Source organism: Halomonas sp. MMSF_3323, assembly GCF_030733595.1.
Taxonomy (GTDB): Bacteria; Pseudomonadota; Gammaproteobacteria; order Pseudomonadales; family Halomonadaceae; genus Halomonas; species Halomonas litopenaei.
In genome coordinates, this window is the sequence record NZ_JASHIT010000007.1 from 63,416 (window position 1) to 89,095 (window position 25,680).

Below are 25,680 nucleotides of genomic sequence, written 5' to 3' on the forward strand. Positions count from 1 at the left end.
AATTCATGGAACTTCAACAGGCCGCGGCCTCCCTGGACTGGACCTTCTATGCGCCGCTGGCGGCGCTGATCGTGATGATCCTGGTCGGGGTGCCGGTGTGGGTCGCCATCGGTCTCGGCACCCTGGGCATGCTGACCTTTACCGAGACCTTGCCGCTGTCGGTGTTCGGCGAGTCGCTGTTCGAGGGCATCAACGCCTTTGCGCTGATCGCGGTGCCGCTGTTTATCCTGACCGGCGATGCCCTGGTGCGCTCGGGGCTTTCCGGCAAGTTGCTGGATGTGGCCGAGGCCAGCGTCGGCGGGCTCAAGACCGGCCTTGGCAGCTCTACGACGCTGGGCTGCGGCTTCTTTGCCTGCATCTCCGGCTCGGACGCAGCGGGTGCCGCGGCGGTGGGGCGCATGACCATTCCCCGGCTGGTGGAGCGCGGCTATCCGTTGCCGGCGGCCTGCGCGCTGGTGGCCTCCGGCGCCTGCACCGGCATCCTGATCCCGCCATCGATCGCCTATATCGTGATGGGCCTGGTGCTGGGCATGTCCGCCTCGACGCTGTTTCTGGCGGCGGCGATCCCCGGGGTGATGGTGATGATCTCGGTCATGGCCACCAATATGGTGCTCAATCGCATCTACGGCTTCGAAGGCGATCGCGAGCGTTTCTCCTGGCGACGCTGGATCGACACCGTATGGGACGCCCGCTGGGCGCTGTTCGTACCGGTGGTGATCCTGGGCGGCATCTACACCGGCATCTTCACTCCTACCGAGGCGGCATCGGTGGCCGTGGTGGTGGTGGTCATCATCGGCCTGCGCCAGGGTCGCCTGACGCTGGGTGACATTCCGCGCATGCTGGAGAGCTCGGCGCGGGTGTGCGGCGTCATCGTGCCGATCATCGCGGTGTCCCTGCCGCTGGCGCAGAGCCTGGCCAGCCTCGATATCCCCCAGACCCTGGTCAGCGGAATCAGCGGTGTCACCGACGCCCCCTGGCTGATGATCCTGATGATGATCGGCATTCTGGTGCTGGCTGGCTGCGTGATGGAAACCACCCCCAACATCGTCATCCTGGCGCCGCTGCTGCTGCCACTGGCGCTGGAGGCGGGGATGAACGAGTTCCACTTCGCGATCCTGATGGTCACCACCCTGGGCCTGGGCTTCATCACGCCACCGCTGGGACTCAACCTGTTCGTGGTGTCCGGCTTGACCCGCTGTTCGGTCCTGTCGATCGCTCGCTACGCGCTGCCGTTCGTGCTGGGGATGCTGATCGTGGTGTTGATGATCGCTTATTTGCCTTGGTTGTCGACCTGGGCGATAGGGTAGGGCTCGTCTGAAAAGTGCCTGCGCTCGGTAATACGGCGTTAAAAATCGGATCAAAATGCTCATTTACACCCCGTAAACTGCGCTTTCTCACCGATTTTTGCCTTGTCTAACCTTCGCTCGTCGACTTTTCGGACTGAGCCCAGGGAGAGGTTGGGGGAGAGCTGTCTTCCCCCTTTTTTCAACGGATTTGTAAGCGCTTACAAAAGTGTAGACGTAAAGATACGAAGCGAGGGCGAGGGCGAGGGCGACGCTAGGCGACTGGCCGGTCCACGCCTCGCTAGAGCAACGCTCACCAGAACAACGACGCCGTCGGCGCATCACGGCCGAGTCGACGGCACACCCTAGGCACTGCGCATGCTCAAGACTCAAGCATGTGTGGCGACCGATACCGGCCGATGACCTCAAGGAGACTCAACATGGCGATTCACTACTACAAGCAAGCCGACAAGAATGCCTCCAGCAACGACACCCAGACCCATGAAGTCGTCTCGCGCATGCTCGCCGAGATCGAGGCCGGGGGAGAGGCCAAGGCGCGGGAATACTGTCGTGAACTCGACGGCTGGGAAGGCGACGTCATCGTCAGCCGTGACCAGATCGAGGCGGCCAGGGAGAAGGTCCCCGAGCAGCTCAAGCAGGATATCCACTTCGCCTATGAGCGCGTCAGCCGGTTTGCCGCTGCCCAGCGCGACAGCATCCAGGGCTTCGAGACCGAGCTGTCTCCGGGCCTGTTCGCCGGGCAGAAGCTGATCCCGATGGAGACCGCCGGTTGCTACGTGCCCGGTGGCCGCTACGCGCATATTGCCTCGGCGATCATGAGTGTGGCCACCGCCAAGGTGGCCGGGGTCAAGAACGTGGTGGCCTGTTCGGTGCCGCGGGACAAGAACGGCATCCACCCGGCCATCCTCTATGCGATGGATCTCGCCGGTGCCGACGTCATCCTGCAGATGGGCGGGGTTCAGGGCATCGCCTCCATGGCCTTTGGACTGTTCACCGGCAAGCCCGCCGACATTCTGGTCGGCCCGGGCAACCGCTTCGTCGCCGAGTCCAAGCGTCAGTTGTTCGGACGCTGCGGCATCGACATGTTCGCCGGGCCCACCGAGATCGGCATCATCGCCGATCACAGGGCCGATCCCGATATCGTGGTCGAGGACCTGGTTGGCCAGGCCGAGCACGGCCCGGATTCGCCGGCCTGGCTGTTCACCACCTCGCGCGAACTGGCCGAAGCGGTGGATCAGCGCATCCAGGCGCGTATCGATGACCTGCCGGAAACCCAGCGCAAGGCCGCCGACGCCGCCTGGCGCGACTACGGCGAGATCATCGTCTGCGATACCCGGGAGGAAGCCGTCGAGGTCAGCGATCGTTATGCCTCCGAACATCTGGAACTGCAGGTGGAGGATCTGGACTGGTGGATGGAGCGCCTCAACAGCTACGGCTCGCTGTTCGTCGGCGAGGAAGCCTCGGTGGCGTTCGGCGACAAGTGTTCGGGCACCAATCACATCCTCCCGACCAAGGGGGCGGCGCGTTACACCGGCGGGCTGTGCGCCCAGAAGTTCCTCAAGATCGTGACCTACCAGCGCCAGAGCCGCGAGGCCACCCGCACCGTAGCCGCCACCGCCGCCAGGCTGTCGCGCTGCGAGGGCATGGAAGGCCATGCCCGAACCGGCGATATCCGTCTGGCCAAGTACTATCCCGATGAGCGCTTTGTGCTGGCGGTGGAAGAGGACGTATGACCATGCGCCCCGATTTTGACCTCGACGGACGGGTGGCGCTGGTCACCGGGGGCAGCAGCGGGCTGGGTCTTGCCATCGGCGAGGCACTGGCGGCGAGCGGCGCCCGGGTGGTGCTGGCCGCCAGGCGTCAGGACGCGCTGGATGCGGGAGTGGAGCGGATTCGGAGCATGGGCGGCCAGGCGGCCGCCCTCAGCGCCGACCTGGCCGACGCCAGGGGCCTCGAAGAGGTGGCACATCGCGCCACCGAGGCGTTTGGCGATCCCCAGATTGTGGTCAACGCCGCCGGGGTGAACTTGCGCCAGCCGGCAGAAGAGGTCGATCTGGCCTCGTGGGAGCTGACCCTGCAGCTCCACCTGGGCACGCCGTTCTTTCTGTCACGGGCGCTGGTTCCGGGGATGCGCGCGGCGGGCTACGGTCGCATCATCAACCTGGCCTCGCTGCAGTCCAGTCGTGCCTTTCCCGACAGCGCCCCCTACGGGGCCGGCAAGGGTGGCATCGCCCAGCTGACCCGCGCCATGGCCGAGGCCTGGTCGCGCCACGGTATCAACGCCAATGCGCTGGCGCCGGGATTCTTTCCTACCGAGCTGACCTCACCGGTGTTCGATGATGCGGCCAGGTCCGAGGCGCTGGCGCGCCAGACCGCCATCGGCCGTAACGGGCGGCTTGAGGATATCGCGGGACCGGCGGTATTCCTGGCGTCCCCGGCCTCGGCCTACGTCACCGGCCAGATCCTTCACGTCGATGGCGGCTTTACCGCCAAGTGATTCAGGAGACTCACCATGCAAGCCTTGTTCTACGTCGCTCGCGAGCAGATGGAGATGCGTGGCACCGAGCCCGAGCCGCTCAAGCCGGGGGAGTCGCGGGTGCAGGTGGAGGCCACCGGCATCTGCGGTTCCGACCTGCATGCCTACCATGGCCATGATCCCCGGCGGGTGCCGCCGATGATCCTGGGCCACGAGGTCGCGGGACGGGTGGTCGAGGGTGCCTGGAAGGGCAAGCGGGTCACCATGAACCCGCTGATTGTCTGCGGCCACTGCGAGTACTGCCAGGCCGGGCGCCAGAATCTATGCGAGAACCGCAGCATGATCGGCATGAATCGCCCCGGCAGCTTCGCCGAGACGGTCAACATCGCCGATCACAGCCTGATCGAGCTGCCACAGACGCTCAGCGCCGAGATCGCCGCCATGACCGAGCCGGTGGCGACCGCAGTGCATGGTATTCACCGCCTGGAGCGGGTGCTCGATCGCCCGCTGGCGGAGTCCCGGGTGCTGGTGATCGGTGCCGGCGCCATTGGCCTGATGACCGCCTTGATCCTGCGCCAGCGCGGGGTGCGCTCGCTGCGTATCGCCGATCTCAACCCGCTGCGCCGGGAGGCGGCGCTAAGGGTCGGGCTCGAGGCCTTCGACCCGCGCGAAGCGCCGCCCCGGGCCGACTCGGTGGAAGCGGTGTTCGACTGTGTGGGAGCTGGCCCCACGCGCAAGATGGCGGTGGCCTCGGCTAGTCCTGGTGGCGCCATCATGCACCTTGGTCTGCAGGACAACGATGGGGTCACGGATACCCGCGCCATCACCTTGAAGGAGCTGAGTTTTCTTGGTGCCTACACCTACAGCTTCGGTGATCTTCGCGCTGCCGTCGCACTGCTCGACGCCGGTGCGCTGGGGGAGCTGTCCTGGGTCGAGAAGCGGCCTCTGGCCGAGGGGCCGGCCGCCTTCGAGGAGCTGGCAAGCGGGCGCAGCGCCGCCGCCAAGGTCATTCTGTATCCGTAAGGGCCGCGTTGGCACCGAGCAGCGCTTTGAACAGGCGATGTCGAGTGGACGCGCTGTGCGTCGCCTGTTGCTTCACCAGCGCTTTTGCCAGCGCTATCTGTCATCCTTTTGCCAGTCCTGTCGCCAGCGCTATCTGTCATCCTTTCGGCTATCTTCTGGGTTCATCCGGTCGGCAAGGTGGCGCAGATGTTCGACGTTTTTTCTGAGCGAATAAATAGCTGAGTGAGCGCTTGTTCAATCGTGAAAGGGCGGTCGACCTCAGGCTGCATTTTCCGTTGTTGTTCGCTGGAGGTTGCCTTCAGGGTGTGATCACGCCGCCAGACCGGGCACGCCGGGCCTGGGAGGCTCGGAAGGGCATAAGGTTACACCCCGCTTCGTGCCGGTTCTCTTAATGGATTCAGGTGGTTGCTCTCACATTGCAGTGCACAAATTACTGGCGATCCCCTCTTGTGCAGACTAGCCACAAGAGGTAACACTGGTAGGAATGACAACAAGAAACCATAACAAGCAATCGTAATAACGTTGGCCACATGGGAGATCCATCGTGAAGATAGGAGCACCAAGGGAACGGCATAAGGGCGAGGCGCGTGTCGCGCTGACGCCCGAGAGCGCCGGACACATTCAGAAGCTGGGTCACGAGTGCCTGATCGAGACGGGCGCAGGTGAGCTTGCCGGCTTTACCGACGCCGCCTATGAAGAGGCCGGTGTCACTATCGTCGACAGCATGGAGGCGGTGTTCGAGCAGGCCGACGTGGTCGTCAAGGTGCGCGAGCCACAGAAGGAAGAGTCCGACCTGCTGCGCCAGGGCCAGACCCTGATCAGCTTCTTCTGGCCGGCCCAGAACGAGGAGATGCTCGAGACCTGCAAGGACAAGGGTGCCAGCGTCGTCGCCATGGACATGGTGCCGCGGATTTCCCGCGCCCAGAAGATGGATGCGCTGTCCTCCACCGCCAACATCGCCGGCTATCGCGCGGTGATCGAGGCAGGCAACCAGTTCGGGCGCTTCTTCACCGGTCAGGTTACCGCCGCGGGCAAGGTGCCTCCGGCCAAGGTGCTGATCATCGGTGCCGGCGTCGCCGGTCTTGCCGCCATCGGCACCGCCACCAGCCTTGGTGCGGTGGTGCGTGCCTTCGACGTGCGCCCCGAGGTTTCCGAGCAGATCGAGTCCATGGGCGCCGAATTCCTGTTCCTCGATTTCGAGGACTCCCAGGACGGCTCCGAAAGCGGTGGCTATGCGGCGCCCTCCAGCCCCGAGTTCCGCGAAAAGCAGCTCGAGCTGTTCCGTCAGCAGGCCCCCGAGGTGGATATCGTCATCACCACCGCCCTGATCCCCGGACGCCCGGCTCCCAAGCTGTGGCTCGAGGACATGGTCAAGGCGATGAAGCCGGGCTCTGTGGTGGTCGACCTGGCCGCCGAGAAGGGCGGCAACTGCGACCTGACCAAGCCTGATGAGCGCGTGGTTACCGACAACGGCGTCATCGTGGTCGGCTATACCGACTTCCCGTCGCGCATGGCCACCCAGTCGTCGCTGCTGTACTCGACCAATATCCGTCACATGCTGACCGATCTGACGCCGGAGAAGGACGGCAAGATCGTTCACGACATGGAAGACGACGTGATCCGTGGCGCGACCGTCACCCACCAGGGTGAGGTCACCTTTCCGCCGCCTCCGCCCAAGGTCAAGGCCATCGCCGCGGCCAAGCCGAAGCCCAAGGAGAAGGAGCCGACACCGGAGGAGCGCAAGGCTGCCGAACACGCTGCCTTCATGAAGCAGACCAAGAGCCAGGTCACCATGCTGGCGGTCGGCGGCATCGTCATGGGGCTGCTCGGTCTGGTGGCGCCGGCGTCCTTCATGCAGCACCTTATCGTCTTCGCGCTGGCCTGCTTCGTCGGTTTTCAGGTCATCTGGAACGTCAGTCACTCTCTGCACACGCCGCTGATGGCGGTGACCAATGCGATTTCCGGGATCATCATCCTCGGTGCCGTGCTCCAGGTGGGCTCGGGTAGCTGGTTGGTCGCCTTGCTGGCGGGCATCTCGGTGCTGATCGCTTCCATCAACGTCGTGGGTGGCTTCCTGGTGACACGCCGGATGCTGGCCATGTTCCAGAAGTCCTGAACCGCGGAGAGACGAAATGCTAGGACAACAATTCGTAACCGCCGCGGCGATCGCGGCGAGTGTGCTGTTCATCCTCTCGCTGGGGGGACTGAGCAATCAGGAAAAGGCCAAGCGCGCGGTGTGGTACGGCATCGTCGGTATGGGCCTGGCGGTGTTCTCCGTCATGCTCGGCCCGAACATCGGCAACTACTGGCTGATGATCCCCTTGATGATCGTCGGTGCCGTGGTCGGCACCATGGTGGCTAAGCGGGTCGAGATGACCCAGATGCCGCAGCTGGTGGCGGCGCTGCACTCCTTCGTCGGTCTGGCGGCGGTGTTCGTCGGCTGGAACGCCGAGATGGAACGTGCCCGGGTGCTGGCGCTGAAGGCGGCCGGTGAGTCCCTCGACGGCCTGTCGGCGTTCGCCGCTACTCTGGCCTACAAGACACCTGCCGAGCTGACCTTCCTGCAGGTCGAGGTGGTGCTGGGCGTGTTCATCGGTGCGGTGACCTTCACCGGCTCGGTGATCGCCTTCGGCAAGCTGGCCGGCAAGATCGACGGCAAGCCGAAGAAGTACCCCGGCGGTCATGCCCTGAACGCCGGTGCGGCGATTCTCTCGCTGGTGCTGGCCATCGCCTACCTCAACGGTGCCGGCTTCTGGACACTGTTGCTGATCGCTCTGCTCGCCTTCTTCATCGGCTGGCACCTGATCCTCGGCATCGGCGGCGCCGACATGCCGGTGGTGGTGTCGATGCTCAACAGCTACTCGGGCTGGGCCGCGGCCGCTATCGGCTTCACCCTGTCCAATGACCTGCTGATCGTCACCGGTGCGCTGGTGGGCTCCTCCGGTGCCATCCTGTCGTACATCATGTGCAAGGCGATGAACCGCAACTTCGTCAGCGTCATCCTCGGTGGCTTCGGCGGTACCCAGGGGCCGGCCCAGGAGATCGAGGGCGAGCAGGTGTCGATCGACGCCGGTGGCGTCAGCAGCGCCCTCAACGACGCCGACAGCGTGATTATCGTGCCGGGGTATGGCATGGCGGTGGCCCAGGCCCAGAACGCGGTCAGCGAACTGGTGCGCAAGCTGCGCTCCGCCGGCAAGGAGGTGCGCTTCGGCATCCACCCGGTGGCAGGTCGTCTGCCGGGTCACATGAACGTGCTGTTGGCCGAGGCCAAGGTACCCTACGATATCGTGCTGGAGATGGACGAGATCAATGATGACTTCGCTTCCACCGACGTGGTCATCATCATCGGCTCCAACGACATCGTGAACCCGGCCGCCCAGGAAGACCCCAACAGCCCCATCGCCGGCATGCCGGTGCTCAAGGTGTGGGAGTCCAAGCAGGTGTTCGTGTGCAAGCGTGGTCAGGGAACCGGCTACTCGGGCATCGAGAACCCGCTGTTCTTCAAGGAGAACACCCGGATGTTCTACGGCGATGCCCGGGCCAGTATCGATTCGCTGATTCCGCTGATCGACTGATCTGAGCCGCGTGTAGTACAGGGCTCCTCTTTCGAGGGGCCCGACGACGCCCCTCTTCGCAGGGGCCCGACGACGCCCCTTTCGAGGGGCGTTGCTCGTTGTGGCACCAGGTCAGTCAAAGTGGCGACGAGATCCCTCGTCGTGACGTCAGATTCGGTACAATCCACCAAGACTCATCGACTGCGGAGCAAGCATGACCGACATGGACACCAGGGTGGCGGTGCTGGGGGGCGGGAGCTTCGGCACCGCGCTGGCCAGCATCGCCGCCGATAACGGCTTCCACGTGCGCCAATGGCTCAGGGACGGCGCGCTGGTGGAAAGCATCAATCGTGATCATCGCAATCCGCGCTATCTGCCCGACTACGCCATCAACCCCAGGGTCGAGGCGTCCACCGAACTTGAGTGGGTGCTCGAGGAGGCCATCCTGGTGCTGGTGGCGATTCCCTCCAAGGCCTTCGCCGAGGTGGTGCGTCAGGCACGTCCCTGGCTCAAGCCCGAGCAGATTCTGGTCAGCACCACCAAGGGTATCCAGGAGGATGGCTTCAAGCTGATGAGCCAGATCCTCGAGGACGAGACGGGGTTTGCCCACGTGGGCGTGCTGTCCGGGCCCAACCTGGCCTCCGAGGTGGCCCAGAAGCAGCTCACCGCCACGGTGATCGCCAGCCACGACGCCGAGACGAGATCCCGCGTGCAGGCGGCGCTGGGCTGTGACTATTTCCGCGTCTACGCCAGCAATGACCGCTACGGGGTCGAGCTTGGCGGAGCGCTCAAGAACATCTACGCCATCGCCGCCGGCATGGCGGCGGCGCTGGGCATGGGCGAGAATACCCGCAGCATGCTGATGACCCGTGCGCTGGCCGAGATGAGCCGCTTTGCCGTATCCCAGGGCGCCAATCCGATGACCTTCCTGGGGCTGGCCGGTGTCGGCGACCTGATCGTGACCTGCTCGTCGGAATTGTCGCGCAACTATCGCGTCGGCTTCGCGATGGGCAAGGGTCAGAGCCTGGACGAGGCGGTGGCGTCTCTCGGCCAGGTGGCCGAAGGGGTCAATACCGTCAAGCTGGTGCGCGACAAGGCCGATGCCGAAGGCGTCTACATGCCGTTGGCGGAAGGGCTCTATCAGGTGTTGTTTCGCGGCGTGCCGGCCCGTGACATGGCCAAGCTGCTGATGCGCGGCGAGCAGAGCAGCGACGTCGAGTTCGTGCTCCCCCGCGAGGACGTCAAGCAGGACCGGCGACAGACGGAGGCCAAGAATGGCGGATAGACTCTGGATCATGCGTCACGGCGAGGCCACTCCGGGCTTTCCCGACGAGGCGCGCAGGCTGACCACCCGCGGCGAGGACGAAGCTCGCGCCATGGGCCGCTGGCTGGCGAGTCGTGACGACATCGACTGGGGCCGGCTCAAGGTGCTGGCCAGTCCCTACGTGCGTGCCCAGCAGACCGCCGCCCTGGTGCTGGAAGCACTGCCGGACGAGGTGAGTCTCGATACCCTGGACATCATCACCCCCGACGATTCCCCCGAGGCCGTGGTGGACTGGCTGACGCTGGAAAGTGACGAGGGCCCGCTGCTGCTGGTCAGTCATATGCCGCTGGTCGCGGCCCTGACCGGGCTGCTGGCGGAGGGCAGGGCAGGGGCCGGGGTGGGCTTTGTCACCGCGGCAATCGCCGAACTGGAGGCCGATGTCAGAGCCGCTGGTTGTGCGCGGCTGGTGGGCATGACCACGCCATCGTCACTTCGCTGACCCTGACCGCAGTGGTTGGCGTGGTGCAAGCGACGTGTCTGCCATATTTCGCACTCGATAGAACGGGCCCGTCACTGGCGGGCTTTCACCTGAAGGGACGCCCATGAGTTTTTTCGTCAACAACCGCATCTTCGTCAATCCGGGCTTTGAGGACGAGTTCGAAGAGCGCTTTCGCCGTCGCGCCGGAGAGATCGACAAGCAGCCGGGCTTTGTCGCCATGCGTGTGCTGAGGCCGCTGGGCAACCAGGCGCCCTACGTGGTGGAGACCCAGTGGGAGAGCCAGGCGGCGTTTCGTGCCTGGGTCGGCAGCGATGACTTCAAGCGTGCCCACGCCAACCCGCTGCCGGCAGAGGCCACCCGCGAGGGCGGCGGTATCGAGCAGTTCGAGGTGGTCGAGGGGACTGAAGCCAAGGGCTGAACTAGATCAGCCCGTTGAGCCGCAGGGCGAAGACACCCACCGTCACGCTGATACTGGCCACCAGAGTGGTGAGGGCGATGATATTGGCCGTCAGGATCTCATCGCCGCCCATGGCCTTGGCCATGACAAAGGCCGCCGCCGCGGTGGGGCTTGCGAAGAACAGAAACAGCACGCCCAGCTCGGCACCACGAAAGCCAAGCCCCAGCGCCGCCAGGGTGGCCACCAGCGGGATCACCACCATCTTGGCGAAGCTTGCGCTGACGGCGGTGCGATAGCTGGTCTTGAGCGCCCGGGTGGAGATGGTGGCGCCGATGCAGATCAGCGCCAGCGGCAGGGTCAAGGAGGCAAAGTAGTCACCGGTGGTCTCGATCCACTCGGGCAGGCTGACCTGCAGCGCCGCCAGGGGCGTGGCGACCACAACCGCCAGGATCAGCGGATTGGTCAGGATATGGCGGAAGATGCTGTTCCAGTCGATGGCCTTGCGCCGGCCGTCCTCGTCCAGTTGGTATGCCGCCAGCACCACCACCGACAGCACGTTGTAGCAGAGGATTACCACCCCCAGCAGCAGACTCCCCAGCGATAGCCCTACCTCGCCGTACATGCCGTGGGCGAGTGCCAGGCCGACCACTCCGCAGTTGCCGCGAAAGGCGCCCTGTACATAGACCCCGCGCTGGTGACGCTTGACCCGAAGCGCAGCGTAGCCCCAGGCGAGCACGAAGCTTGCAATGGTGGCCAGTGCGAAGAAGGCCAGCATCCAGGGGTTCAGGGTGCGTTCCAGATCGGCGCGGATCAGGCTGAGAAAGAGCATGGCCGGCAGGGTGGCGCGAAACACCAGTCGCGACGCCGTATTGACGAAGGCCTGATCGATCCAGCCGAGTCGCTTGAGCGCAATGCCGATAAACACCATGGCAAACACCGGCAGGCTGATGTTGAGCGTCGACAGGAAGACATCGATCAATGACATGGGCGCGCTGTGAAGCCTCTTGATGGTGGCGCCGGGTCGTCCACAAGGGATCAGAGAGGTGCGCCTTGAACTTTGGTCTCAATTTACCATAGCGTCCCTTGTCAGTCCTGAAACAAGTCGCTAACTTGTACTTTGTATGATGTATGACATGACGGGGAATCGAAACCCTCATGTCCGTTCACGACGAAGACAGGAGGACGTTTCGGTGAAATTTTCCCATGCACAGGTCAAGCAGGCGATCAGCGATGGTCTGCTGTCCTTTCCGGTCACGGACTTCGACGCCGAAGGACGTTTCGACGCCGAGAGTTATCGCGCGCGTCTCGAGTGGTTCATCAGTCACGAGATTTCGGCGGTGTTCGTCGCCGGTGGCACCGGCGAGTTCTTCAGCCTGTCGCTGGAAGAATTCCGTGCGATCGTCCGTCTGGCCGTGGAAGTCGTCGATGGCAAGCTGCCGGTGATCGCCAGCGCCGGTCTGAGCGTGGCCACCGGTTCCGAGTTCGCCCGCATCGCCGAGGAAGAGGGCGCCGACGGTATCTTGCTGATGCCGCCTTACCTGACAGAGTGTCCCCAGGACGGCCTGGTGGAATACGCCAGCCGGATCTGTCAGTCCACCAGCGTCAGCGTGATCTACTACAACCGTGGCAACGGCGTGCTCAACGCTCAGTCCGCCAAGCGGCTGGCCGACGCCAACCCCAACCTGGTGGGGCTCAAGGACGGCAAGGGCGACATGCAGGCGCTCAACCGCGTGATCAAGACCGTCGGCGATCGACTGGCTTACGTCGGTGGCGTGCCCACCGCCGAGATCATCGCCGAGGCTTACCTGGCGGTGGGCGTAAACACCTACTCCAGCGCGGTGTTCAACTTCGTGCCGGACATGGCGGTGACCTTCTACAAGGCCCTGCGTGCCGGTGACAGCGATACCGTGCGCAAGATCTCCCGCGAGTTCTTCCTGCCCTTCGTCGCCCTGCGTGACCACAAGGCAGGCTACGCCGTCAGCCTGATCAAGGCCGGCACCGACCTGATCGGCCGTCCGTCCGGCGCGGTGCGTGCCCCGCTGGAAATGCCAAGCGATGATGAGCGCAAGCAGCTCGAGCAGCTGATCGAGCGCGCCCGTTCCTTCTGACCGAGGGCGGTCGCTAGCGCTACGGTGTAGACCGCTCCTCGATCTGGCCCTTCGTCACGATCCTCCCGTATCGAAGGGCACCACTCGTCCAGCCACCAACAACCATTTCAATGAGGTGACTTCATGAGCATGCCAAGACTCTCTCTGCCCCTGACCCTGACCGCTACCGCCCTGGCGACCTCGCTGGCCCTGGGTAGCGCTGCGGCGCTGGCCGCCGACGGGCCCCTGCGCGGTAACATCCGTGTGGTCATCGGCTCCAGTTCCACCGGTGGCGACACCTACCAGAACTCGGCCATCGTGGTGGACCAGCTGTCCGAGGCGCTGGACCTGAACATGAAGGTCGACGCGGTGGGCGTCAGCGCTGCCTATCGCGCCCTGGATCGTGATCCTCGCGGCAACACTCTGATGATCTTCCATGACCAGGCCTACCTGGGGAATCAGTACGGGGTCGAGGGCTACAAGGACCCGTTCGAGAATTACATCATCGGTCCGACCATTGCGATCAATCCGGGCAATGCCTACCTGGTGCCCAAGGACTCGCCCTACCAGACCCTGGACGACATCATCGAAGCGGTCGGCAGTGGTGAGACCGTGCGCGTGGCGATCCAGCCTGGTGGCGTCTCCGAGATTGGCTACACCGCACTCAAGAACGCCATCCGCATCGAGCACCCCGGAATGGAAGACAACCTGGTGGCGGTCAATACCGGCTCCCAGGCCGACAAGAATCAGCTGCTGTTCGATGACCAGGCGGACTTGATCAACGGCTCGGTGCAGGCCAACGAGCAGTACACCCGTCTGCCTGAGGATGACCAGAAGGCCATGCGCTTCGTCTGGCTGACCGCACGCCATGACACCCTGCAGCAGGCCAACGAGGAAGGTCTGGGTCAGACCGACCGCGAGACACTGCTGCAGTTCGTCGAGCCCAACGTCGAGGTGACCATGGGAGAAGGCGAGAACTTCGCCTTCGATAAGGAATTCTTTTTCCTCTACAACAAGGACATGAATCCAGAGATCGTCGAGCAGATCGACGCCACCCTGGAAGAGATCTACGCCGAAGGCGAGATCCAGAAGACCCAGAAGACGTCGTTCTTTATTCCTGACTTCATGCCCTCCGACGAAGCCCAGGCCCACCTGCGCGAGAAGGCCGACCGCTACGCCGACATCATCGACAGCATCAAGTAAGGGACCGCTGCCGGCGGCTTGCCCGCCGGCATCCCTGTTCTTGTCCGTCCACACAACTCGCAAGGCTCTCCCGTCAGGCCTGCCCCGGAGCCGCTATGGAATCCTCACCGTTGAGTGTGTCGATCGACTTCGACAGCTCTCATCTGTTCTTCCCCACGATCATTCACTGGGTACTGGCGTTGCTGTTCGCCCTGATCGTGGTGTTTCGCCTTGTTCCTTTCTTTGCTGCGGTCAAACGCGGCGAGAGAACGTTGCCGATCATCGGCGAGTCCATGGACGGATTTCGTTTCTTCGGCACCCTGGTGCTGATCACCGCCTATTTCGTGCTCATGTCGGTGGTGGGGAACCTGTTCCCCTATACCGGCTACGGCTTTCTGTTCGTGTCCATCGTCTTTCTGTTCTTGATGTCGATGATGTACATGCACACCCGCACCCGCCGCAAGGTGATCACCGCCGCGATCAATGCCGTGGTGGCACCCTCACTGGCCTGGCTGATCTTCGCCAAGCTTTTTTACATCACCTTGCCGTAGGGGAGAGTTGACCCATGGAACTTCTGTCCTACCTCGATATCACCTTCTTCCTGCTGGCCGCGATCGGTGCCCTGATCGGCATCATCTTCGGCGCTATTCCCGGCATGACCGCCACCATGGCGGTGGCCGTGTGTCTGCCGCTGACCTACGCCCTCGGCCTCGAGCATGGCCTGGCACTGCTGCTTGGCCTCTACGTCGGTGGCATCTCCGGCGGTATGGTGCCGGCGGTGCTGCTCAATATTCCCGGCACGCCCTCGTCGATCACCACCACCTTCGACGGCTACCCCATGGCACAGAAGGGCCAGGGCGAAAAGGCCCTGCGCGTATACGTCGTGGCGTCGCTGGTGGGTGGACTTGTCAGCGCCCTGGTGCTGTTCTTCTTCGCTCCCTTGCTGGCTGAGTTTTCGATCAAGTTCTCCTATGTGGAGAAGTTTCTGATCATCTTGCTGGCGCTGACGGTCATCGCCTCCATGTCCAGCAACATGTTGATCGGTATCTTCAGCGGTGTACTGGGCATCTGGCTGAGTCTGATCGGCACCTACAGCCTGTCCGACGGCGGTAACGGCAAGACGCGCCTGATGTTCGACTTCATGCAGCCCTATCTGGTGGACGGCTTTGCACTGCTGCCGGTATTGATCGGGATCTTCGGCATCTCGACCATCCTGCTGGAGGCAGAGAAGGGAGTGAAGAGCGGCCTGTCCGGCGCCAAGATCGAGATGGGCAAGGGCGGTGGTTTCACCTTCGGCCTGTTCAAGGGCCGCCTGACCAACCTGATGCGCTCGTCTTTCATCGGCACCTTCGTCGGGATGCTGCCGGGGGTCGGCGGCAGCGCCGCCTCGGTGCTTGCCTACACCCAGGAAAAGAACCTGTCGCGGGATTCCAGCCAGATGGGCAAGGGTGCGCCCCAGGGGCTGATTGCTTCCGAGTCGGCCAACAACGCCTTGACCGGTGGCGCCCTGATCCCGCTGTTGTCGCTGGGGATCCCCGGGGACTCCACCACGGCGGTGTTGATCGGTGCCTTCACCCTTCAGGGCATCCAGGTGGGGCCGTTGTTCATCCCGGAAAACCAGGACACCTGGACGGTGATGATGATCGCTCTGGTGTTCGCCAACATCGTGATGTTCTTCCTGATGTTCTACGCCATCAAGTACATCGCCCGGGTGGTGCTGGTGCCCAAGTACGTGCTCTATCCGATCATCGTGATGATGTGCGTGGTCGGCGCCTATGCCATCAACTACGGCATCATGTTCGACGTCTGGACACTGCTGATTTTCGGCATCTTCGGTTACCTGATCGAGAAGATCGGGCTCGAGGTCGCGCCTTTGATCATCGGCTTCATTCTGGGAAGTTCCGCCGAGGTGTACTTCGTCAAGAGCCTGGAATCCTTCGGCACCTTCTCGATCTTCTTTACCAAGAGCCCCATCGCGCTTGTGCTGTGGGGGCTGATCGCCGCGTCCATCGCCTTCTCCATCGTGCTGGGCATCAAGACCCGTGCGCGTCAGAAGATGGAATTGAGTCAGGTGTCTGGCACCACTTCTGGATCGGGAGAACGTCATGACGGCTGAACCCAGGACCAACGAGAGCCGCGTGATCCGCGTCCATCCCGGCGACAATGTCGCCATCGTGGTGGGCCAGGGTGGACTGCCACGAGGCACGCGCCTGGAAGATGGTGTGGCGCTGGTGAGCGACATTCCCCAGGGCCACAAGGTGGCCCTGGCGGATATCGCCGAAGGTGAGCGCATCCTGCGCTACAACGAGGTGATCGGCACGGCGCTGTCGGCCATCCCGCGCGGTGGCCACGTCAACGAGAACAACGTCAGGCTGCCGATACCACCGAAGCTCGACGAGCTGCCTCTGGCGACCCGCAAGGCGCCGGTGGTCGAGCCACTCGAGGGCTACACCTTCGAGGGCTTTCGCAACCCTGACGGCAGCGTCGGCACCAGGAATGTGCTCGGCATCACCACCAGCGTGCAGTGCGTGGCCGGTACCGTCGATCACGTGGTGGCGAAGATCAAGCGAGAGCTATTGCCGCGCTTCCCCAACGTCGATGACGTGGTCGGGCTCAACCACAGCTACGGCTGCGGGGTGGCGATCGGCGCGCCGGCGGCGATCGTGCCCATCCGCACGCTCAGGAACCTGGCGCTGAACCCCAACTTCGGTGGCGAGGTCATGGTCATCGGCCTTGGCTGCGAGAAACTGCAGCCCTCGACTCTTATCGGGGACCGCCCGGTCAAGATTTTTGAGCGCAGCGAGGATGCCGCCACAGGTTCCGCCAACGACGACGCCAACGTATTGAGCCTGCAGCACGAGTCCTTCGAAGGTTTCGGCGAGATGGTCGACGGCATCATGGCCATGGCCGAGCGCCACCTTGAGCGGCTGAATCGTCGCCGCCGGGAGACCTGTCCGGTGTCGGAGCTGACGGTGGGCATGCAGTGCGGCGGCAGCGACGCCTTTTCTGGGGTAACCGCCAATCCGGCGGTGGGATTTGCCACCGACCTGATCGTGCGTGCCGGCGGCAGCGTGATGTTTTCCGAAGTCACCGAGGTGCGCGACGCCATCCATCTGCTGACGCCTCGAGCGGTAGACGAGGAGGTCGCCCGGGCGCTGATCGAGCAGATGGCCTGGTACGACGACTATCTGGCCCAGGGCCAGGCCGATCGCAGCGCCAATCCGTCGCCGGGCAACAAGAAGGGCGGGCTCAGCAATATCGTCGAGAAGGCGCTCGGTTCGGTGATCAAGTCCGGCAATTCACCGATCGTCGACGTCATAGGACCCGGCGAGCGCCTGCGCAAGCGCGGGCTGACCTTTGCCGCCACCCCGGCCAGCGACTTTATCTGCGGCACCCTGCAGGCGGCGGCGGGCATGAACCTGCAGGTCTTCACCACCGGGCGCGGTACCCCCTACAACCTGGCGATGACGCCGGTGATCAAGGTTTCCACCAACTCGACCCTGGGACGTCGCTGGCACGATCTGATCGACCTGGACGCGGGGCGCATCGCCACCGGCGAGGCCAGCATCGAGGACATCGGCTGGGAGCTGTTCGAGCTGATTCTCGAGGTGGCAAGCGGCCGTCACCAGGTCGCCGCCGACCGCCTGGGTCTCTACAACGACCTGGTGCTGTTCAACCCGGCGCCGGTCACCTGAGCGCTTCATCATCTTTAACCGAACTACCAAGAGGCAAGATTCCATGTTCCCCAAGATCACCAAGATGAACATCGTGCCGGTGGCCGGCGAAGACGGTTTTCTGCTCAACCTGAGCGGTGGCCATGCCCCCTGGTTCATCCGCTGTGTGCTGGTGCTGGAAGACGAGTCCGGCAATCGCGGCGTCGGCGAGATTCCCTCCAGTGACGGCATCCTCAAGGGACTTGAGCAGTGTCGTTCGCTGGTCGAGGGCGCACGGGTCAACGAGGTCAAGCAGGTGCTGAGCCAGGCTCGCCAGGCGCTGTCGCGAAACGGCCCGGAGGAGCGCGGTCGGCAGACCTTTGATCTGCGCGTGGCGGTACACGTGGTCACCGCCATCGAGTCGGCACTTTATGACCTGTTCGGCCAGGCGCTGGGCATGCCAGTGGCCGACCTGCTCGGCCAGTACGGACGTCAGCGTGACGAGGTAGAGGCACTGGGCTACCTGTTCTTGCTCGGCGATCCGGACAAGACCGACCTTCCCTATCCCAAGGTCAGCGACCCGATAGACGCCTGGGACGAGGTGCGTTATCAGAAAGCGATGACTCCGGAGGCGGTGGCCAACCTGGCCAAGGCCGCCTACGCGCGCTACGGCTTCAAGGACTTCAAGCTCAAGGGAGGCGTGCTCCGCGGCGAAGAGGAGGCCGACTGCATCCGCGCCCTGCACGAGGCCTTCCCCGAGGCACGTCTGACGCTGGATCCCAACGGCGCCTGGTCGCTGGATGAGGCGGTGCGAGTGCTCGAGCCGATCAAGGACCTGTTGAGCTATGCCGAGGATCCCTGCGGCCAGGAAGGCGGCTACTCCGGTCGCGAGACCATGGCCGAATTCAAGCGTCGTACCGGACTTGCCACCGCCACCAAGATGATCGCCACCGACTATCGTCAGCTGAAACTTGCGGTCCAGCTTAACTCCGTGGACATCCCCTTGGCGGACTGCCACTTCTGGACCATGCAGGGGGCCGTGGCGGTGGGCGAGCTGTGCAACGAATGGGGCATGACCTGGGGCTCGCACAGCAACAACCACTTCGACATCTCTCTGGCGATGATGACCCACGTCGCCGCTGCCTGCCCTGGCGAAATCACCGCCATCGATACCCACTGGATCTGGCAGGACGGTCAGCGCATCACCAAGAAACCGTTCAAGATCGAAGGTGGCAAGCTGAAGGTGCCGACCACGCCAGGCCTTGGCGTCGAGCTCGACGACGACAAGCTGATGGAGGCCCATCGGAAGTACCAGGGCCTCGATGTCACCAGCCGCAACGACGCCATGGCCATGCAGTACCTGATCGACGGCTGGGAGTTCGATCCCAAGCGTCCTGCCCTGGTGCGTTAGCCTCGACTCGATGGCTCAGGTGCGAAAGCCCCGGTGAGGACGAAAGCCGACGGCCTTTACCGACGCTCACCCCGTCGAACGTCACACGACAGGAGAAGATTCATGAAATTGGAAGGAAAGCAGCTGATCGGCAGCCAGGCCGTCGAGGCCAAGGGCGAGCCCATCCATGCCGTCAATCCGGCCACCGGGGAGACCCTCGAGCCTGGCTACAAGGCAGGTTCCAAGGCCGAGGTCGAGCGCGCCTGCGAACTGGCCTGGGCGGCCTTCGATAGCTACCGCGAGACCGGCCTCGAGGCCCGCGCGACCTTTCTCGAGACCATCGCCGAGGAGATCGAGGCGCTCGGTGACACCCTGATCGAGCGCGCCATGCAGGAGTCCGGCCTGCCCCAGGCACGTCTTGAGGGTGAGCGTGGCCGTACCTGCGGCCAGCTGCGCCTGTTCGCTTCGGTGGTACGCGCCGGCGAATGGCTCGACGTGCGGCACGATCCGGCCCTGCCGGACCGCGAACCGATGCCGCGGGTCGACCTGCGCCAGCGCCATATCGCGCTGGGTCCGGTGGCGGTGTTCGGCGCCTCCAACTTCCCGCTGGCGTTCTCGGTGGCCGGTGGCGACACCGCCTCCGCCCTGGCCGCCGGCTGTCCGGTGGTGGTCAAGGCCCACTCGGCCCACCCCGGCACCTCCGAGCTGGTCGGCCGCGCGCTGCAGAAGGCGGTGGCCCGCTGTGAACTGCCGGAAGGCGTGTTCTCGCTGCTGTTCGGTTCCGGTCGCGAGGTCGGCCAGGGCCTGGTCAGCGACGCGCGGATCAAGGCGGTGGGCTTCACCGGCTCGCGCAGCGGTGGCACCGCCCTGATGAAGACCGCCCAGGCGCGTCCCGAGCCGATCCCGGTGTACGCCGAGATGAGCTCGATCAATCCGGTGTTCCTGCTGCCCGAGGCGCTCAAGGCCCGTGGCAAGGAGCTGGGCGAGGCCTTCGTCGGCTCGCTGACCATGGGGGCCGGCCAGTTCTGCACCAACCCGGGGCTGGTGATCGCGGTCAAGGGCGAGGCGCTCGACGGCTTCGTCGAGGCTGCCGCCGAAGCGGTCAAGGGCGCAGGCGCCCAGACCATGCTGACGCCGGGCATCCACGACGCCTACACCCAGGGCGTCAACACCCTTGGCGGCAGCGACAAGGCCCGTGAAGTGGCGCGTGGCCCACAGGGCGACGGACCCAACCAGTGCCAGGCCGGCCTGTTCGTGGCCAAGGCCAGCGACTTCCTCAATGATGAGGCGCTCAAGGCCGAGGTATTCGGTTCGACCTCGCTGGTGGTCGAGTGTGCCGACCTGGACGAGGTCAAGGCACTGGCCGAGGGGCTCGAGGGCCAGCTGACCGCGACCCTGCAGATGGACGACGGCGACATCGACGCGGCCCGTGGCCTGCTGCCGATCCTCGAGCGGCGTGCCGGTCGGGTCATGGCCAACGGCTGGCCCACCGGGGTCGAGGTGTGCCACGCCATGGTCCACGGTGGCCCCTATCCGGCCACCTCTGACTCGCGCACCACCTCGGTCGGCAGCGCCGCCATCCACCGCTTCCTGCGCCCGGTGTGCTATCAGAACCTGCCGGACGCCTTGCTGCCGCAGGCGCTCAAGGATGGCAACCCGCTGAACGTCAGCCGCCTGGTGGACGGCAAACGGGACAGGTGAAGGGACTGATGGACAGCGCCAGACGCGCTCGGTGGTGACACCGCTGACGTGAAAACAGCAAGGCCCGGTGAGTCGATCACCGGGCCTTGCTGGTATTGCATTGACGCTCGCACTTTTCAGGTTGCGCAGGAGCGTTCATTTGACTCGAGGTGGTACTAAGCTTTGGTACTGTCGGTGCGTGAAACGAAAACACGCAAGTTTTGAGAAGTGCGCGTGTTTCATCGTCCACACCCGACACCGGATACGGATAAGGGGGCCGTCGCAAGCCTTCGTAAATGGCTGGAAGCAAACGGATTGATGCCATGAACAATGTCATGATGATCAATGGTTATCGCGCCATTATTCAGTATGACCCCGAATTCGAGATGTTTCGCGGAGAATTCACGGGACTCAATGGGGGCGCCGATTTCTATGCCGATAGTGTCTGTGCCTTGCGCAAGGAAGGGGAGATATCGCTGCGTGTCTTCTTGGATACTTGCCGCGAGATGGGGATCGATCCTGTCAGGGCGTACTCTGGAAAGTTCCAGGTCCGCGCTCCCGAATCGATGCACAAGCAGGCGGTTGATGCAGCCAAGGCCCGCGGCATCAGCCTGAATCAGTTGTTGACGACTGCGCTAGAGAACGAGCTATCGACGTGACGTCGATGAATTGAGGTCAAAACGTACCGAGATTGCTGGACTCATGGGGTGTGCTGGACCCTTTTCTTACACCAGGTCGGCAGCCGTCAACACCATGATCCCCACACTGATGGAGACCAGGCTAAGCAAGGTGCTGAGCATGATGATGCTGGCGGCGAGGCGTTGATTGGCGCCGGCCCCCCTGGCCATGACGTAGGCTACGGCGGCGGTGGGGCTACCGAGAAACAGGAACAGCATGCCGAGTTCGGCGCCCCGAAAGCCCACCGCCAGTGCCAGTGCAACACCGATGGCCGGCATGACGGCAACCTTCCACAGGCTGGCCGACAGCGCCAGGGTTCCGCTCTCACGGGCGGCCTGCAGGCTCAGGCTGCCACCGATGCAGATCAGCGCCAGCGGTAGCGACAGCGAGGCCAGGTAGTCGCCGGATGTCATCAGCCAGGGCGGCAAGTCGAGGTGAAGGTAGGTCAGCGGCAGGGCGGCGACGATACCGATGATCAATGGGTTGGTGGCGACGTCCTTGAGGATCGCCAGGGGACGTGAGCTGACCACCGGACTGTAGACCGACAGTACAATGGCCGACATTACCAGGTTGACGATGATGATGCCGCCGGCCATGACACTGCCGAGCGACAGACCAAAGTCGCAGTACATGTTGGCCGACAGGGCCAGTCCGACGATACCGCAGTTGCCGCGAAAGGCACCTTGCACAAAGACGCCGCGATCCACTCGCGGGCAGCGCCACAGGGCCCAGCCCCAGATGACAAGAAAGATGGCCACCGAGACGACCAGATAGAAACCGACCAGTCCGAGCTTCAGGTCCTGGCCGGGATCGGCGCGCAGCAGGCTCAGGAACAACAGCGTTGGCATGGTCAGGCGAAACACCAGGCTCGAGGCGGTGTCGACGAAGGCTTGATCGATCCAGCCCAGACGCTTCAGAACGGCGCCGATGAAGACCATGGCGAAAACGGGCAGGCTGACGCCGAGGGTGCTGGCAAGGATGCTGATATCGATGGGGGAGACCCTCCTGCTCGGATAGCACGCTAAAGGACTTAATATACTATGTATGATTTATAGTTGGGAAGCCTTTGGGTGGACGGCGTCGGGTGAGGTTCCTGGTATGACCGGGAGCGCGGGACTTGGATGGTGGCTGGATTCAGGAATCTGAGGGCCAATCACGGTGCGGTTCGACCAGGGAGAGGGCCGGTCGAAGAAGAGGTGGTGAAGAGGACGTGAAGATGAGGTGAAGAGAACGACTGAAGAGGGCGCACGTCGGGGCTTCTGGTGCGCCCTTGTCAAGAGAGTTCAGCGCGCCAGCCAGAGTCCGATGACCACCGCCACGGCCACGGTGGTGAAGAACAGACGGTTGCGCAGGCGGGTATCGCGGGCGGGTTTACGGGACACGCGTTGCTCCTTGGTAGCGGGGAGTCAGGGGGAATGCCGGGGAATCTAGGCTTTGGTTCACTTGGCGGCCTAGGGTAATGCCGTTAGCCTGCCAAGGCTACAGCGGCGGGTCGCCGCCTCTCATCGGATGAGACAGAATCATGCCAGATACCCCAACCTTGCTGTTCGCCCATGCCAATGGCTTTCCCGGCGGCAGTTACAGAAGCCTGCTGGCACCACTCGCAGAGCGCTTCGACGTCCAGCCGCTCGATCGCCTGGGCCACCATCCCGATTTTCCCGTGGGCCACAACTGGTTGGCATTGCGTGATGAATACCTCGAGAGCACCCGCCACCTGGCCGGACCCTTTATCGGTGTCGGCCACTCCATGGGCGGGGTGATCACCGCCATGGCGGCGCGCCAGGAGCCGGAGCGGTTCCAGGCCGTGGTGATGCTCGACCCGCCGCTGATGCTGGGCATCGACGCCTTGGCCATGCGCGTCAGCAAGTGGCTCGGCATGGTGGATCGAGTGACGCCGGCAGGCAAGAGCAAGGGGCGCCGTACCCGTTGGGAAAGCCGTGATGCGATGCGCGCTCAACTCCGGCGCAAGGGTCTGTTTCGCAGCTTCACCGAGGAGGCGCTGGACGACTACATCGATGCCGGCACCACGACCCTGGAGGACGGCGCGGTGGTGTTGAGCTATGACCCGGATATCGAGGTCGAGATCTTCCGTCATCTGCCCCACCATCTGGATCGTCTGCCCACGGAGGTACGAGTACCTCTGGGTGTGCTGGCAGGGGAGACGTCTGACTTGCTGACCGAGGCACGTTGCCGACGTCTCAGCCGGCGCGGTATCGCCCTGGACAGGGTGCCCGGCAGTCATATGTTTCCGATGGAGCAGCCCGAGGCAACGCGACGCGCCTTGCTTGCCATGATCGACCGTCTGCTGGGCGAAGGGGCAACGCAATGAAGCCAGCGGGAGAAGCGCTTCGCCTGGCACAGGGGCGCCTGGCCGCACTGGCCTGGGGACGCACGGAGGCGCCGGTGTGGCTGGCGCTGCACGGCTGGCTCGACAACGCCGCAAGCTTTGCGCGTTTAGCGCCGGTGCTGGCCGAACGGCTCGATATACGCCTGGTGGCCATCGACATGGCCGGCCATGGACACTCCGAGCGGCTGCCCGGTGACTACGACTACGCCATCTGGGACTACTGCCACGACCTGCTCGATGCACTGGATGATCTCGGACTGGATAGTGCCCCGGTGCTGGCTCACTCCCTCGGCGCCGGGGTGGCCTGCCTGGTCGCCGCGGCCTGGCCCGAACGCATCGAGCGCCTGGTGCTGATCGACGGTCTGGGGGCCTTGACCACCCCACCTGAAGATACCGCTGGCCAGTTGGGGCGTTCGTTGCGGGCCCAGCGTCGCCGTCGCTCGCGGATTCCTCATTATGCCGATCTGGATACCGCGGTGGCGGCGCGGGTCGCCGGTGGCGCCACCCCGGTGGATGCCGAGACGGTGCGCGACATCGTGGCCAGGAACCTGACCCCCTGCGACGAGGGCGGCCTGCGGCTGCGCACCGACCCGCGCCTGCTGCGCCCCTCCCCCGTGCGGCTGACCGATGACCAGGTCGCGAATCTGCTCGAGGCTATTGCCTGCGAGGTACTGCTGGTCGAAGGGCGTGACGGTATTCTCGGGGAACGGCCACGAGGGGTGGCTTCGCGAGCACGCGTTCGCCGCCTGACCCGTCGCGTGCTGGAGGGCGGACACCATCTTCATGCCTCGCCGCAGCACGCCCCCGCGGTGGCCGACGCCATCGTCGAGGCGTTGTCCGCAACACCTTGATCGACAAGACGATCTTGGCAGCCAGTCGGTGGATGAGTCTTGGCCGCTGCGCCGTGACAGGCCGCGTAAGCTTTTCCACGGTGGGTTAGTCTAAGCTTATAGACAGGCCTGCGAGTGCGAGGCATGCGCTGTTCAAGCGCTGCCCGCGCGGCCAATCCGCAGCAGGAGGGCATTGCCATGACCGTCTATCGCCACGATTGTCCCCCGGGATCGAGCGGCAAGCGCATTGCGCTGACATTGGGTAGTGGTGGTGCCCGAGGCTATGCCCACATCGGTGTGCTGCAGGAACTGGTCGCCCGCGACTATGAAGTGGTGGCGATCTCGGGGTGCTCCATGGGCGCCCTGGTCGGGGGCATCTTTGCTGCGGGGAAGCTCGAGCCCTACCGTCAGTGGGTCGAGGAGCTGGGCTCCTTCGGCGTACTTCGCCTGCTCGACATGTCGTTCACCTCCATGGGTGCCATGCAGGGCAGGAAGGTGATGAGCAAGATCGAGTCGTTTATCGGTGACGTCGCCATCGAGGACCTGCCCATTCCCTTCACCGCGGTGGCGACCGACCTGATGCGCCAGCGAGAAGTGTGGTTTCAGCGGGGGTCCCTGCTCAAGGCTATCCGTGCCTCCATCGCCATACCCGGGGTCTTCACGCCGGTCGAGGATGGGCCTCGGCTACTGGTCGATGGCGGTCTGCTCAATCCGCTGCCGATCATCTCCAACGTGTCGGTCCACGCGGACCTGGTGATGGCGGTCAACGTCACCGCCAACAGCCCCAACCTTGTCTCTCTCGAGGAGTTGCTGCCGGTGGAGTGCCCGAGCTGCGATGAGGCCCGGGGCGGTAAAGGTACCAACGGAGAGCGCCGCAGGGGCGATCGACGCGGTGCGCTGATGGCGCGGCGTTTTCAGGAAAGCGCCGAATCGGAGGCCGAAGCCGACCGTGCCGAGCGCGGTAATGCCGCGCTGGGGCGCAAGGACTGGGGGCGGCTGGCCACCATCCTGACCTCCTTCGACATCACCCAGGCGGCGTTGGCGCGCTACAAGGAGGCGGGCTATCCGCCGGACATCCTGGTGGAGATACCCAAGACCGTCTGCGGTTCCTTCGAATTCCACCGTGCCAGGGATCTGATCCGTCTGGGGCGTCACCTGACCTGCCAGGCGCTGGATCGCATCGAGACCTGCGGTATCGTCGAGCAGACCGAAAAGCCAGCAGGCTGACCCAGGGCATCGGCCGCGACTTCCAGGCCCATATCGACTGCGCCGCCTCAGCAGCATCTGGGTCGCACCGATGCACCTTCTGACAGGGG

General features: G+C 64.0%; 22 protein-coding genes. 20 read left to right on the top strand and 2 right to left on the bottom strand.

All coding sequences use genetic code 11. The features are described from left to right. The first annotated feature begins 5 nt into the window (after positions 1-5). From RBB39_RS04925 to RBB39_RS04965, 9 genes are all read left to right on the top strand, one after another. The gene (locus RBB39_RS04925; protein WP_231498473.1) at positions 6-1,307 is read left to right on the top strand and encodes a TRAP transporter large permease; all 1,302 of its coding nucleotides are present in this window, start codon (positions 6-8) and stop codon (positions 1,305-1,307) included. A gap of 416 nt (positions 1,308-1,723) precedes the next feature. Next, complete coding sequence (gene hisD, locus RBB39_RS04930) at positions 1,724-3,037, top strand: histidinol dehydrogenase (RefSeq protein ID WP_045991818.1); 1,314 nt, start codon at positions 1,724-1,726, stop codon at positions 3,035-3,037. A gap of 2 nt (positions 3,038-3,039) precedes the next feature. Beyond that, positions 3,040-3,801 (top strand): SDR family NAD(P)-dependent oxidoreductase, encoded by a 762-nt coding sequence (locus RBB39_RS04935; protein ID WP_239452511.1) that lies wholly within the window; start codon positions 3,040-3,042, stop codon positions 3,799-3,801. Between the two features lie 15 nt (positions 3,802-3,816). Next, on the top strand, positions 3,817-4,803 hold the full coding sequence (locus RBB39_RS04940; protein ID WP_045991816.1) for an alcohol dehydrogenase catalytic domain-containing protein: 987 nt from the start codon (positions 3,817-3,819) through the stop codon (positions 4,801-4,803). 544 nt (positions 4,804-5,347) lie between these two features. Then, a complete protein-coding gene (locus RBB39_RS04945; RefSeq protein WP_108131474.1) occupies positions 5,348-6,919 on the top strand; it encodes a Re/Si-specific NAD(P)(+) transhydrogenase subunit alpha in 1,572 nt (523 codons plus the stop codon). Positions 6,920-6,935: 16 nt separating this feature from the next. Continuing rightward, on the top strand, positions 6,936-8,378 hold the full coding sequence (locus RBB39_RS04950; RefSeq protein ID WP_045991814.1) for an NAD(P)(+) transhydrogenase (Re/Si-specific) subunit beta: 1,443 nt from the start codon (positions 6,936-6,938) through the stop codon (positions 8,376-8,378). 193 nt (positions 8,379-8,571) lie between these two features. Further along, complete coding sequence (locus RBB39_RS04955; protein ID WP_045991813.1) at positions 8,572-9,642, top strand: NAD(P)H-dependent glycerol-3-phosphate dehydrogenase; 1,071 nt, start codon at positions 8,572-8,574, stop codon at positions 9,640-9,642. Further along, positions 9,632-10,120, top strand: coding sequence for a phosphohistidine phosphatase SixA (gene sixA / locus RBB39_RS04960; protein ID WP_045991812.1), 489 nt, complete (start codon positions 9,632-9,634; stop codon positions 10,118-10,120). Before RBB39_RS04955 ends, sixA begins: the two co-directional genes overlap by 11 nt. A 103-nt stretch (positions 10,121-10,223) precedes the next feature. Then, complete coding sequence (locus tag RBB39_RS04965) at positions 10,224-10,538, top strand: antibiotic biosynthesis monooxygenase (protein WP_045991811.1); 315 nt, start codon at positions 10,224-10,226, stop codon at positions 10,536-10,538. A 1-nt stretch (position 10,539) separates the two neighbouring features. Here the strand turns inward: RBB39_RS04965 and RBB39_RS04970 are convergent, their stop codons facing one another. Further along, positions 10,540-11,502 carry an AEC family transporter gene (locus RBB39_RS04970; protein WP_045991810.1) on the bottom strand — a complete coding sequence of 321 codons (963 nt, stop codon included), beginning with the start codon at positions 11,500-11,502 and terminating at the stop codon, positions 10,540-10,542. Positions 11,503-11,707: 205 nt separating this feature from the next. On the opposite strand from RBB39_RS04970, the gene kdgD reads away from it, so the two are divergent. The 8 genes from kdgD to RBB39_RS05010 all read left to right on the top strand — a co-directional run bounded on the left by kdgD (position 11,708) and on the right by RBB39_RS05010 (position 21,168). Continuing rightward, complete coding sequence (kdgD, locus tag RBB39_RS04975) at positions 11,708-12,625, top strand: 5-dehydro-4-deoxyglucarate dehydratase (RefSeq protein ID WP_045991809.1); 918 nt, start codon at positions 11,708-11,710, stop codon at positions 12,623-12,625. Between the two features lie 123 nt (positions 12,626-12,748). Further along, on the top strand, positions 12,749-13,807 hold the full coding sequence (locus RBB39_RS04980) for an ABC transporter substrate-binding protein (protein WP_045991808.1): 1,059 nt from the start codon (positions 12,749-12,751) through the stop codon (positions 13,805-13,807). Between the two features lie 95 nt (positions 13,808-13,902). Further along, positions 13,903-14,337 (top strand): tripartite tricarboxylate transporter TctB family protein, encoded by a 435-nt coding sequence (locus RBB39_RS04985; RefSeq protein WP_045991807.1) that lies wholly within the window; start codon positions 13,903-13,905, stop codon positions 14,335-14,337. A 14-nt stretch (positions 14,338-14,351) separates the two neighbouring features. After that, complete coding sequence (locus tag RBB39_RS04990; RefSeq protein ID WP_306168862.1) at positions 14,352-15,902, top strand: tripartite tricarboxylate transporter permease; 1,551 nt, start codon at positions 14,352-14,354, stop codon at positions 15,900-15,902. Next, positions 15,892-17,481 carry a galactarate dehydratase gene (gene garD, locus RBB39_RS04995; protein ID WP_045991805.1) on the top strand — a complete coding sequence of 530 codons (1,590 nt, stop codon included), beginning with the start codon at positions 15,892-15,894 and terminating at the stop codon, positions 17,479-17,481. Before RBB39_RS04990 ends, garD begins: the two co-directional genes overlap by 11 nt. Before the next feature lie 43 nt (positions 17,482-17,524). Continuing rightward, on the top strand, positions 17,525-18,850 hold the full coding sequence (locus tag RBB39_RS05000) for an enolase C-terminal domain-like protein (protein WP_306168863.1): 1,326 nt from the start codon (positions 17,525-17,527) through the stop codon (positions 18,848-18,850). A gap of 102 nt (positions 18,851-18,952) precedes the next feature. Then, on the top strand, positions 18,953-20,530 hold the full coding sequence (locus RBB39_RS05005; protein WP_124802576.1) for an aldehyde dehydrogenase (NADP(+)): 1,578 nt from the start codon (positions 18,953-18,955) through the stop codon (positions 20,528-20,530). Between the two features lie 302 nt (positions 20,531-20,832). Next, positions 20,833-21,168 (top strand): type II toxin-antitoxin system HicB family antitoxin, encoded by a 336-nt coding sequence (locus RBB39_RS05010; RefSeq protein ID WP_045991802.1) that lies wholly within the window; start codon positions 20,833-20,835, stop codon positions 21,166-21,168. A gap of 66 nt (positions 21,169-21,234) precedes the next feature. On the opposite strand, the gene RBB39_RS05015 is transcribed toward RBB39_RS05010, so the two are convergent. Next, complete coding sequence (locus RBB39_RS05015; RefSeq protein ID WP_371931858.1) at positions 21,235-22,233, bottom strand: AEC family transporter; 999 nt, start codon at positions 22,231-22,233, stop codon at positions 21,235-21,237. Between the two features lie 476 nt (positions 22,234-22,709). On the opposite strand from RBB39_RS05015, the gene RBB39_RS05020 reads away from it, so the two are divergent. The 3 genes from RBB39_RS05020 (at position 22,710) to RBB39_RS05030 (ending at position 25,591) form a co-directional block, all read left to right on the top strand. Beyond that, positions 22,710-23,516: an alpha/beta fold hydrolase gene (locus RBB39_RS05020; protein WP_045991800.1), complete on the top strand. Its 807-nt coding sequence runs from the start codon at positions 22,710-22,712 to the stop codon at positions 23,514-23,516. Next, entirely contained in the window at positions 23,513-24,385 is an 873-nt protein-coding gene (locus tag RBB39_RS05025) for an alpha/beta fold hydrolase (RefSeq protein WP_045991799.1), read from the top strand. Before RBB39_RS05020 ends, RBB39_RS05025 begins: the two co-directional genes overlap by 4 nt. Positions 24,386-24,562: 177 nt before the next feature. Next, on the top strand, positions 24,563-25,591 hold the full coding sequence (locus tag RBB39_RS05030) for a patatin-like phospholipase family protein (RefSeq protein WP_045991798.1): 1,029 nt from the start codon (positions 24,563-24,565) through the stop codon (positions 25,589-25,591). Positions 25,592-25,680 lie beyond the last annotated feature (89 nt).